The 11,828-nt window shown below is 64.3% G+C and carries 8 protein-coding genes; 6 read left to right on the top strand and 2 right to left on the bottom strand.

Annotated features, from left to right (window positions below; translation table 11 throughout):
• Positions 1–2: 2 nt before the first annotated feature.
• A complete protein-coding gene (locus GTK01_RS10960) occupies positions 3–893 on the top strand; it encodes a transglutaminase family protein (RefSeq protein WP_252925925.1) in 891 nt (296 codons plus the stop codon).
• Here the strand turns inward: GTK01_RS10960 and GTK01_RS10955 are convergent.
• A complete protein-coding gene (locus tag GTK01_RS10955; RefSeq protein WP_252925924.1) occupies positions 878–2,281 on the bottom strand; it encodes a mannose-1-phosphate guanylyltransferase/mannose-6-phosphate isomerase in 1,404 nt (467 codons plus the stop codon). The two genes, GTK01_RS10960 and GTK01_RS10955, sit on opposite strands and share 16 nt — an antisense overlap.
• A 120-nt stretch (positions 2,282–2,401) precedes the next feature.
• On the opposite strand from GTK01_RS10955, the gene GTK01_RS10950 reads away from it, so the two are divergent.
• Positions 2,402–3,766, top strand: coding sequence for a phosphomannomutase (locus GTK01_RS10950; RefSeq protein WP_371924318.1), 1,365 nt, complete (start codon positions 2,402–2,404; stop codon positions 3,764–3,766).
• A gap of 150 nt (positions 3,767–3,916) precedes the next feature.
• A complete protein-coding gene (glmS, locus tag GTK01_RS10945; protein ID WP_252925923.1) occupies positions 3,917–5,740 on the top strand; it encodes a glutamine--fructose-6-phosphate transaminase (isomerizing) in 1,824 nt (607 codons plus the stop codon).
• A 10-nt stretch (positions 5,741–5,750) separates the two neighbouring features.
• On the opposite strand, the gene GTK01_RS10940 is transcribed toward glmS, so the two are convergent.
• Complete coding sequence (locus GTK01_RS10940; protein ID WP_252925922.1) at positions 5,751–6,653, bottom strand: NAD-dependent epimerase/dehydratase family protein; 903 nt, start codon at positions 6,651–6,653, stop codon at positions 5,751–5,753.
• A gap of 134 nt (positions 6,654–6,787) precedes the next feature.
• On the opposite strand from GTK01_RS10940, the gene GTK01_RS10935 reads away from it, so the two are divergent.
• The 3 genes from GTK01_RS10935 (at position 6,788) to GTK01_RS10925 (ending at position 11,779) form a co-directional block, all read left to right on the top strand.
• The gene (locus tag GTK01_RS10935; protein WP_252925921.1) at positions 6,788–8,734 is read left to right on the top strand and encodes a nucleoside-diphosphate sugar epimerase/dehydratase; all 1,947 of its coding nucleotides are present in this window, start codon (positions 6,788–6,790) and stop codon (positions 8,732–8,734) included.
• A 202-nt stretch (positions 8,735–8,936) separates the two neighbouring features.
• Complete coding sequence (locus GTK01_RS10930; RefSeq protein ID WP_252925920.1) at positions 8,937–10,352, top strand: phosphomannomutase; 1,416 nt, start codon at positions 8,937–8,939, stop codon at positions 10,350–10,352.
• A gap of 11 nt (positions 10,353–10,363) precedes the next feature.
• Positions 10,364–11,779, top strand: coding sequence for a mannose-1-phosphate guanylyltransferase/mannose-6-phosphate isomerase (locus tag GTK01_RS10925; RefSeq protein ID WP_252925919.1), 1,416 nt, complete (start codon positions 10,364–10,366; stop codon positions 11,777–11,779).
• Positions 11,780–11,828: the final 49 nt, after the last annotated feature.

The following is an 11,828-nucleotide window of genomic DNA, read 5'->3' as shown; positions in this document are numbered from 1 at the left end:
CCATGCTCTATGACATCAAGCTGACGATGCGCTTCGATTATTCGGGCCTTGCCGGCGGCGGTCGCCACGCGATCCGCGTCCTGCCGCAGACGCTCGGCGTGCATCAAAGGATGATCGCCGGCCATGTCGACGTCGATCCGGTGCCGCGCGAGCGCTCGGCGCGCACGGATTTCTTCGGCAATCCGGTCACCGACTGCGCCTTCGACGCCATCCCTGACGATCTGGTCTACACGGCGCAGGCGCGGGTCGAGCGCTTCGCGCCGGTCCACGTCGCTGCCGATTCCGCCATCCTTGCGGACATGGCGTCGGAACTGGAAGCGGCAAGGACGCTTCTGGCGCCTTCGCCGGCGCATTTCCTCAATGCCTCGGCCCTGGTCCCGCCCCATGCCGGCGTCCGCGACTATGCACAAAAGACGACGAAAGCCGCGCACACGATCTTCGATGCGGCGCACGCCCTCAATGCAGCGCTCCATGCCGACATGCGCTACGACGCCGAGGCGACCGACGTCGACACGCCGCTTGCCGAGGCTTTCGAGGCACGGCATGGCGTCTGCCAGGATTTCAGCCACATCATGATCGCCGGCCTGCGCCATCTGGGCATTCCGGCCGCCTATGTCAGCGGCTATCTGCGGACGATCCCGCCGAAGGGCCAGCCGCGCCTCGAAGGCGCCGACGCGATGCACGCCTGGGTATCGGCATGGTGCGGGACGAAAATCGGCTGGGTCGAGTTCGATCCGACCAACGACCTCGTGGTCGCAGCCGACCACATCGTCGTCGGTTATGGCCGCGACTATGCCGACGTGCCGCCCGTGCGCGGTGTCATCCGCACGGCCGGCGGCCAGACCGCCACGCAGGCCGTCGACGTCCTGCCGCTCGATCAGGACCTGCCGTAGCGATCCTCGAAGCGCACGATGTCGTCCTCGCCGAGGTAGGAGCCGGTCTGCACCTCGATCAGTTCCAGCGGGATCTTGCCCGGATTTTCGAGCGCATGGATCTCGCCGAGCGGGATGTAGACCGACTCGTTCTCCGTCAGCATGATCGTCTCCTCGCCCTTGTGGACGCGCGCCGTGCCGCGCACGACGACCCAGTGCTCGGAGCGATGATGGTGCATCTGCACCGAGAGCTTGGCGCCCGGATTGACCGTGATCCGCTTGACCTGGTCGCGCTCGCCCACATCGATGGAATCGTAGTGCCCCCAGGGCCGGTAGACGTCGCGATGGTTGAGATGCTCGGTGCGGCCGGCTTCTCGCAACTGGTCGACGATGCCCTTGACGTCCTGCACCTTGTCCCGGTGCGCAACCAGCAGCGCATCCTTGGTTTCGACGACCACGAGGTCCTCGATGCCGACCAGGGCAACGAGCCTGCCGTCGGCGCGCACCAGCGTGTTGCGCGTGCCCATCGAAAGCACGTCGCCCGAGAATGAGTTGCCGTCCTCGTCCCGCTCCTGCACCGACAGAAGCGCGGACCACGATCCGATGTCGTTCCACTCGGCATCGAGCGGCAGCACGACCGCGTCCTTCGTCTTTTCCATCACGGCATAGTCGATGGATTCGGACGGGCATTCCTCGAAGGCCTTGGCGTCGATGCGCACGAACTGCATGTCCGGCGTGGTGGTGGCCATCGCCTGCCGGCAGGCGCTCAGGATGTCGGGCCGGAACTTCTTCAACTCTTCGAGGTAGCGGCGGGCGCGGAACATGAACATGCCGCTGTTCCACAGATAGCTGCCCTCGGCGATGTAGCGTCCGGCGGTGGCAGCGTCCGGCTTTTCCTCGAAGGCCGCGACCTCGAAGCCGGCTCCATGCGGGCTGCCCTTGCGAATGTAGCCGTAGCCGGTTTCCGCGCTTGCCGGCACGATTCCGAAGGTGACGAGCTTGCCTTCGATCGCCAGCTTGATGCCAGCGCGAACGCAGTCGCGGAACTGGTCGGACTGGCGGATGTGATGGTCGGCGGCAAGGACGAGCAGCACTGGATCATGGCCGCCGGCCGACGCGCGGATCGCGGCGAGAGCGATCGCCGGAGCCGTGTTGCGGCCGACCGGCTCGAGCAGGATCGTCGCATCGCCCGCGCCCGCGACGCGCATCTGCTCGGCGGCGAGGAAGCGCTGTTCCTCGTTGCAGATGACCAGCGGCGTCTGCGCATCGAGGCCGTCGAGGCGCGAGACGGTCGCCTGCAGCATTGTTTCCGTGCCGACGAGTGCGTGGAACTGTTTGGGGTAGAGCTGGCGCGAGAGCGGCCAGAGCCGCGTCCCCGACCCGCCCGCCATGATAATCGGCAAGAGCATTTCCACGTCCCCGCTGTCTTTCCCGGTTCTTTCCGGGAGCATTCATGACAAAGTCCGATTTACATGTCGTCAACACAGATTATGCAACTTGGCCGATCAAGTCTTCCGTGGAGTCTGCCAGTGGGGTCGCCTTTCAAGGCTTACGATGTTCGCGGCCGGATCCCGCAGGAGATCGACGTCGCCTTCATGCACCGTTTCGGCAAGGCGGTTGGGCGGGAGCTTTCGCCGCGCGCTGTCGTGGTCGGCCACGACATGCGCCAGGAAAGCCCGGCCTTCGCGCTGGCGCTGGCGCAGGGGCTTCTTGACAGCGGCGTCGACGTTCTTCCGCTGGGCATTTGCGGCACCGAGGAAGTTTATTTCCACACCGCCGCGAGCGGCGCCGATGCGGGGCTGATGGTCACGGCAAGCCACAACCCGGCCGACTATAACGGACTGAAGATGGTGCTCTCTGGAGCACGCACCGCGACGCGCGAGAACGCGCTCGATGCGCTGGAACAGGTCGTCCTGTCCGAAATGCCGCTGCCGGCGGTGCAAGATTACGCCGCGCGCGGGCATCTGCACGACATCCTGCCGCGCCAGGCCTATATCGAGCGGCTCCTTTCCTCCATCGCGGGCAAGCCGCTGCGGCCGATGAAGATCGTGGTCCATGCCGGCAATGGCTGCGCCGGGCCAGTCCTCGACATGCTGGGGCCGCACCTGCCCTTCGAATTCGTGCGCCTCGATCACGAACCCGATCCGCGCCTGCCGAACGGCATCCCGAACCCGCTCTTGCCGGAAAAGCGCCTCCGCGCCAGCGCCGCCGTGCGCGAGACGGGCGCCGATCTCGGCATAGCCTGGGACGGCGATTTCGACCGCTGCTTCCTCTACGACCATCGCGGCGAATTCGTCGAAGGCTATTACCTCGTCGGAATGATCGCCGCGACCATGCTGCGCGACCACCCCGGCGCGCCGATCATCTATGATCCGCGGGTCTGCTGGAATACGATCGACATCGTGCACAAGATGGGCGGTGTCGCCAGGGCGTGCCCGACGGGCCACGCCTTCTTCAAGCAGAAGATGCGTGCGGAGGATGCGGTCTATGGCGGCGAGATGAGCGCGCACCACTATTTTCGCGATTTCGCCTATTGCGATTCCGGCATGCTGGCCTGGCTTGCCGTCGTGGCGGAACTTTCCGCGCGCGACGTTTCGCTGGCCGATCTCCTCGCCGACCGCATCGCGGCTTTTCCCTGTTCGGGCGAGATCAATTTCACCGTCGCGAACAGCCGCAATGTCCAGGACCGCATCGCCGACCGATTTGCGGGCAAGGCGCGCTCGACCGACTGGCTGGACGGGCTGTCGATGGAATTCGACGACTGGCGTCTGAACCTGCGGGCGTCGAACACGGAGCCGTTGCTGCGGCTCAACCTGGAGACGCGCGGCGACGTTGCGCTCCTCGCCGACAGGCAGGCGGTCGTGGAGGCGATGATCCTGGAGGATCGCGCCTGATGCGCCAGCCTTGCGACGGAAAAATCGCAGTGCTATGGCCGCCGCAACGTCTTGCTGCGCGATCCCACATTTTCGCTCGACGTCGCAATGCAGCTTCACCCGAATTGAATGCCGTCGCGCGGGGCGGCGCTCTCCCGATGAGGTCCTGATATGTGCGGTATCGTTGGAATCGTGGGCGTCCGCCCCGTCGCCCCCTTGATCGTCGACGCGCTCAAACGCCTCGAATATCGCGGCTACGATTCCGCGGGCGTCGCGACGCTTTCCGATGCCGGGCTCGATCGCCGGCGGGCGGAGGGCAAGCTCGTCAATCTGGAACGGCGGCTGGAAGACAGCCCGCTCGACGGGACGATCGGCATCGGCCACACGCGCTGGGCCACGCACGGCGTTCCGAACGAGACCAACGCCCATCCCCATTTTTCAAGCGGCGTCGCCGTCGTCCACAACGGCATCATCGAGAATTTCGCCGAACTGCGCGAGGAACTGAAGCGTGACGGCTATGCCTTCACCTCGCAGACCGACACCGAAGTCGTTGCGCACCTCGTCGCCGACGCGATGAAGAAGGGCGCAAGCCCTGTCGAGGCCGCCCACGCCGCGATCAAGCGGCTGGAAGGCGCTTTCGCGCTTGCCATCATGTTCGCCGACGATGCCGATCTGATCGTCGGCGCGCGCAATGGCCCGCCGCTCGCCATCGGCCATGGCAAGGGCGAGATGTTCCTCGGCTCCGATGCCATCGCGCTCTCGCCCTTCACCAGTGCCGTGACCTATCTGGAAGACGGCGACTGGGCGGTGGTGCGCCGCGACAGCTTCGCGGTCTTCGATGCCGAGGGCAACGCCGTCAGTCGCGAGCAGCGGCAGGCCGCAAACGCCGCCTATGTCGTCGACAAGGGCAACTACCGCCACTTCATGGAGAAGGAGATTTTCGAGCAGCCGGAGGTCGTCTCCCACACGCTCGCCCACTATCTCGACTTTTCGACCGGCCGCATCCGCGACATGGCCGCGCCGTTCGACTTTTCGTCGATCGACCGCCTCGCCATTTCGGCCTGCGGAACGGCATATCTCGCCGGCGTCGTGGGCAAGTACTGGTTCGAGCGCCATGCGCACCTGCCGGTCGACATCGATATCGCCTCCGAGTTCCGCTACCGCGAAATGCCGCTCGCGGCGAAGGACGCGGCGCTGTTCATCTCGCAATCCGGCGAAACCGCCGACACGCTCGCCTCGCTGCGCTATTGCCGGCAGGTCGGCATGAAGATCGGCGCGGTCGTCAATGTGCGCGAATCGACGATCGCGCGCGAATCCGACGGCACCTTCCCGACGCTCGCCGGTCCCGAGATCGGCGTCGCCTCGACCAAGGCGTTCACCTGCCAGCTCGCGGTCCTCGCCTCGCTCGCCCTTCGCGCCGGCGTCCAGCGCGGCACGATCGATGCCGGCGAAGAGATGCGGCTGGTGCGTCAGCTTGCCGAAGCCCCCCGCTATATCAATGCGGCGCTCAAGGTCGTCGATCAGGTGGAGAAGGTTGCGCGCGAACTGTCCCATGTGCGGCACGTTCTCTACCTCGGCCGCGACACGAGCTATCCGCTCGCGCTGGAAGGCGCGCTGAAGCTGAAGGAAATCTCCTACATCCACGCCGAAGGCTATGCTGCGGGCGAACTGAAGCACGGGCCGATCGCGCTGATCGACGAGGACATGCCCGTCATCGTCGTCGCGCCGCATGACCGCGTCTTCGACAAGACCGTCTCGAACATGCAGGAAGTGGCGGCGCGGGGCGGCAGGATCATCCTGATCACCGACGAGAAGGGCGCCGACAAGGCCGGCATCGAGACGCTGGAAACCATCGTCGTGCCGACTGCGCCCGAGCTTCTCGCACCGCTGGTGTTCGCGGTGCCGCTGCAGATGCTTGCCTATCACACGGCGGTCCTGAAGGGCACGGATGTCGATCAGCCGCGCAACCTGGCGAAGTCGGTTACCGTCGAATAGTGCCCGTCTTTCAGTCGTTGGAGGCAATGAACTCGCGTCCGGAGCGCCGGATGGCGTCCGGCAACGCCTCGGACGGCGACCAGCCGAAAGCATCGGCAAACGGTCGCGGGTCATGTAGCGTTCCGGTGAGAAGCCGGTCGGCGCCGGCCTGCCCCAGCGTAAGACGCGCGGCGGTTTCAACAAGGCCTGGCGGGCAATTGAAAAGCAGCGCCGCGCGCCCCATACCCTCACGCAGATGACGGATAATTCCGCCCAGGTCGATGGTCTGCTCGTCCGCGATCTCGAACGTTCCTTCACGGCGCCAGTCTGGCATCGCAGCGAGATGAACGAGCGCGTCTACAAGATTCTCACGCCCCATTAGCGAGCGCCGGGCCTGGAGCCTGCCGAAAGGCAGTGGAACCGGCATAGCCGCGATCTGTTGGAGCCGGCGCCACTTGCCCTTCGCCTCTGCACCATAGATCAGCGGCACGCGCAGCGAGATCGCCTGCCTGCCATCGCCGGAAAAGGTAGCGACATGGTCCTCTGCAGCGCGTTTAGAAATTGCATAGCCTGACCCAGCCTTATCAAGCGCTGCGTGCGACGATGACAGGAAGACGAAGCGGCGCGCGCCTGAGAGCTTTGCCTGATCCACAAGGCGGCGGGTACCATGCGAATTGACTGCGGCAAATTCGGTTTCGGAGTGGGCACCTGGCGTTGCACCAGCGAGATGGAGGACCGTTCCTACACCCTCCAAAGCCGTAGCCCAGTTGGTTGCTTCGTCGATGTTACCCACCTCAATGGCCGGATGCGAACTGGCGGCCCCGGATGCGCGCACGGCAAGACGAAAATCGAAACCATGCTGCGCCAAGCCTCTAACCAAGGCGCGGCCAACAAATCCGGTCGCGCCGGTCACGAGGATGCGCTCAGGGATCATCACGTCTCCGGCACGGAAAAGAGGTCGCAATCGACGGCCTCGCCGCAACATAGCCCAATTGAGTTTGCTTGTTGCAACATGCTGGCAACCCGATCATAAGAGCACGCCGCAGCGCACATCAATAGGCTTGCCATATGCCTCTCTGGCGCACCAGATTCAAGAAGCTCTTGCGACCCGCAAGCATCGTCCTCGATGCCTCGATCGCGTGCGCGGTTTTCTTGTGCGCCTACGCGATTGTCTATGACGCGTCGTTCTATCGATATATCCCAGGCATCTTCGAAAAGACGGCTGCATTTGTTGCGATCGCGATTCTGATGCTGTTCGCGTTTTCCGTCCACAAGGGGTCATGGCGCTACATCTCGCTTCCCGAGATTTACAGCCTTCTCAAGGCGGCGCTCGCCACCGTGATGGTCTATACGATCGGCGCATTTCTGGTGTCACGCGGTGACAACGTTCCACGAAGCGTCGTCGTTCTGAGCGCGCTGATGTTGATGGCCGGCCTGATTACGCCGCGCATGCTCTACCGGCTGGCCGTTGAAGGACATGGTCCATTCGCTCTACGCCGGTTCCGGGCGCCTCGTTCGGATCGAACGGTTCTCGTACTCGGGTTGACCTCGAGCGCAGAAAGTTTCGTGCGCGCCTGGCGGCGGACCGGGGGAAGCGGGTTTCAGATCGCGGGCATTCTCGACTCGGCCTCGTCGTCACGATCGGAGCGGGTGCAAGGCATCAGTGTCCTAGGCCGTCTGGAAGATTTGGAATCCGTGCTGAAGCGGCTGCGCCAGGACGATATCGAAGTGACGGAACTTGTCGTCGCCGAGGTTTCGCCGGGCCGCAAGCGACTGAGCGATATCGTGCAGATCGCAACGGCCTGCGGTCTGCGAACCACGCGCATTCCAGATATCGCTGAGCCGACATCTCTCGACAACGCCTCCACCCTCGAGCCGCGCCCGGTCGAGTTGCGCGATCTCCTGGGCAGGGAAGAGGTCGTTTCCGATGTCGCTCGCGTGGGTCGCTTCATCAAAGGTCGGGTGGTTCTGGCAACCGGTGCGGGTGGGTCGATCGGATCGGAACTGATTCGCCAGATCGCGCAGTTCGGACCGTCGAGGATCATCTTGACGGATCACTCTGAACACAACGCCTACCTTCTCGATACCGAGATGCGCGAGCGATATCCGGAACTCGACATCGTAACGCGTCTCGTCAGCGTGCGCGACGCACGGCGGCTCAATGCACTGTTCCTCGAATACCGCCCCGAGATCGTCTTCCACGCCGCCGCGCTCAAGCACGTGCCGATGATGGAGGAGAATCCGCTTGAGGCGATCAAGACAAACGTGCTTGGCACCTGCAATGTCGTCGATGCAGCGGTTGCCACGGATGTGGCGACCTTCATCATGATCTCTACCGACAAGGCCGTGAATCCGACGAACGTCATGGGCGCAACCAAGCGTGCTGCGGAAGCCTACTGCCAGGCGATGGACGTGGGTTCTATTCGCACGCGGTTCAAAACGGTCCGTTTTGGCAACGTCCTCGGCTCCAACGGGTCCGTGGTTCCCCGTTTCAGCGAGCAGATCCTGGCGGGAGGTCCGGTCACCGTAACCCACCCGAACGTGGTGCGCTACTTTATGACCATTCCCGAGGCCGTGCGCCTTGTGCTGAATGCCTCCGCACAGGCCGTCGACCGTGACGAGGGCGGACGGGGGGAGATTATGGTTCTCGACATGGGCAGCCCCGTTCGCATCGTCGACTTGGCCGAGCGCATGATCCAGATGGCTGGCCTGAAGCCGGGCGTGGACATCGAGATCGCTTTCACGGGACTCCGCCCTGGCGAAAAGCTGTTCGAGGAACTGTTCGACCCATCGGAAATCCAGTCGACCAGCCCGCTCGATGGCTATGTCATCGCCGCACCGCGCGTGATGGACAAGGCGCGGCTGCTGCAGTCGGTCGGGGAACTGAAGATCGCCGTGGAAGCGGAGAACACGGGGCGCGCCGTCGAACTCGTTCGGCGCATCGTGCCCGAATATCGCCGCCCCTCGAGCGTCACGCCCCTTCTGACCGTGGTCCGCGAGGGTGAGGCGGGCTGAAGAATCAGCCCAAGTATTGGGCAACGATCGCACCGGTATGCGACCAATATAGTGACATTTGTGGTAAAGTTACCCGCAGAATTCGTAGCCTTATCGAGGCCACCGCGAACGAATTTCCAGTTGCATCCAATTTTTGGTTGTCGCGTGCTTTTCGATGCGATACCGGTGCCGCCATCTAACACAGTTTCAACAGAAGAGCTCAATGACGACGAAGTTCGGTACCAGCGGCGTCCGCGGGTTGGTCACTTCTCTTTTGGCCGGCGACGCCCACGCCTATGCATCGGCATTTGCGGCCCATCTGGTCGCAACCGGCCAGGTCGCATCGGGTGGTTCCGTCTTGATCGGATGGGATCTTCGCGAAAGCAGCCCCCGGATCGCCGAAGTCTGCCGGGTCTGTGTGGAGGATGCGGGTCTGAGCGCCGTGTTTTGTGGTGAGGTGCCGACGCCTGCGCTTGCGCTTGCCGCTTTGCAGCGCGGGCGTCCCGCCATGATGATCACCGGCTCGCACATTCCCGCCGACCGCAACGGCATCAAATTCTACCGGGCGGACGGCGAGATTGGCAAAGTGGATGAAGTGGCGATCCACGCGCGGGCAGTCTCGCACCCGCGCGTTGCAGCGGAAGCTGCCGCAACGCCGGACGCCGACTGGTCGAACGAGCGCTCGCGCGTCGTGGCGGCATATCTCGAGCGCTGCGCCAATCTTCTTCCACCGGGCGCGCTCGCGGGCATGACCGTCGGCGTCTACGAGCACAGTTCGGTCGCGCGGGACATTCTGCACGACGTCCTACGCGGCTACGGTGCCGACACGGTTGCGCTGGAGCGGTCGGGCCATTTCACCCCCGTCGATACCGAAGCCGTCAGCCCTGAAACGATCGGGCAGTTGCGGGCCTGGGCAGCCGGGCGCGAATTCGATGCGATCGTTTCGACGGACGGCGACGGGGACAGGCCGCTCCTGGCCGATTCACGCGGCGAAATCGTGCGCGGCGATGTGCTGGGCATCTTGTCGGCACGCATGCTCGGCGCAGCAACGCTCGTCACGCCCGTCACGTCGAATTCGGGCGTCGAGCGCGCCGGCGACTGGGAGGTGATGCGCACGCGCGTCGGCTCGCCGTTCGTGATTGCGGGCATGGAGAACGCGAAGCTTCCCGTCCTGGGGTTCGAGGCCAATGGCGGGGTCCTTGTCGGTCGGGGCTTCATGGTTGAAGATCGCCCGCTCGCCGCACTGGAAACCCGCGATTGCATCGTCCCGATCCTGGCGACGCTGGCTGCAGCAAAGCGCGCCGGGACGACCGTCGCGGACGTCGTGGCGGCGCTGGACTTGCCCGTCAATGCCAGTGATCGGCTTCAGGACATCGCGCCGGAGACGAGCGCCGAGCTCGTCGATATCCTGCAGTCGGGCGGGGAGCATTGCGCGCGGTTTCTTGCCGGTTTTGCGCCGCTGGCCTCAATCGATAAGACGGACGGACTCAGGATGTCATTGGCCGATGGCTGCATTGTCCATTTAAGGCCTTCGGGAAACGCCCCCGAACTGCGGTGCTACATCGAAAGCCCGTCGGCCGCGCAGTCCGATGAGATGCTGCGACTGTGCCTGCAGCGTGTCGAGCAATTCAAGAATTAAGGAAGAACGACGTGGTCACGACAGTTCCAGTCATCATCAGCGGCGGCGCGGGCGCACGGCTCTGGCCAGCCTCGCGCGAGACCTTTCCCAAGCCTCTCCTGCGGATCGACGAGGGAATGTCCCTGCTCCAGAAGGCCCATGAGCGGGCGGCGGCTTTGCCGGGCGTCGAGGAAATCGTCACGATCACCAATCGGGAACATCACTGGAAGACGCAGTCCGAATTCGCCGAGGCGGGCCTCGATCTGCACCACCGGTTCGTCCTCGAGCCGGAAGGACGCGACACGGCCGCCGCGATCGCGGTCGCGGCCCTGGAGGTGGCCCGCGCGCATGCGGGCGATGCCGTTCTCGTGGTGCTGCCCGCCGATCACATGATCTCCGACATTTCCGCTTTCGTCGAGGCGTCGGGACGCGCCATCGAGCTTGCAACGGATGGACGCCTAGTGACGTTCGGCATCACACCGCGTTATCCCGAGACGGCCTACGGCTACATCGAAGCAGAGGGCGAGAACGTCATACGTTTCGTCGAGAAGCCGGATCGCGAGACGGCGCGCAGGTACGTCTCGTCGGGCCGCTTCCTCTGGAACGCAGGCATGTTCTGCTTCCGCGCCGACACGATGATCGCGCTTCTTGAAGAGCATTGCCCCGACATCCTCGCGACATGCCGCGACAGCGTCGATGCCGCCCGCAGGGTCGCCGGCGACGAGGGCGAGACCGTCAGCCTCGAGGCGGACGCCTTCGCTCGCACGCGCAAAATATCGATCGACTATGCCGTCCTCGAAAAGGCCGCCGACATCGCGGTCGTGCCCTGCGACATGGGCTGGACGGATGTCGGTTCGTGGAACGCCTTTGCCGACCTCCATGAGCCGGACGGTGCGGGCAACCATCTCATCGGCGACGTTCTCGTCGAGGACAGCAGCTGCTCGCTGATCCGCGCCCAGGGGCGCCTCGTCGCCGCGGTCGGGCTGCGCGACATGATCGTGGTCGACACGCCGGACGCGCTGCTGGTCGCCGACAAGAACCAGGCGCAGTCGGTCAAGAAGATCTACGAGCGGCTCAAGCAGACCGGTCGCCAAGAGTACAGCATCCACACCACGGTGCATCGGCCGTGGGGCTCCTACACCATTCTCGACGAGGGCGAGCGGTTCAAGGTCAAGCGGATCGAGGTTGTGCCGGGCGGACGGCTGAGCCTGCAGTCGCACACGCACCGGTCCGAGCATTGGGTGGTTGTCGCCGGCAAGGCGACGGTGGTCAATGACGATCAGACCCTCGTTCTGTCGCCGAATGAATCCGTCTACATTCCCTGCGGCGCGAAGCATCGGCTCGAGAACCAGGGCACCGAAAATGTCGCGCTGATCGAGGTGCAGACCGGCGATTATCTCGGCGAGGACGACATCGTCCGCTACGAGGACATCTACGGCCGCGCCTGACGCATTACGCGGCGGCGATCCGCCGACAACCGATTCAATCATTCGAACT

The sequence above is a fragment of the Aliihoeflea sp. 40Bstr573 genome (genome assembly GCF_024105655.1).
Taxonomy (GTDB): Bacteria; Pseudomonadota; Alphaproteobacteria; order Rhizobiales; family Rhizobiaceae; genus Aliihoeflea.
This window is presented reverse-complemented; position numbering and strand designations above follow the sequence as displayed.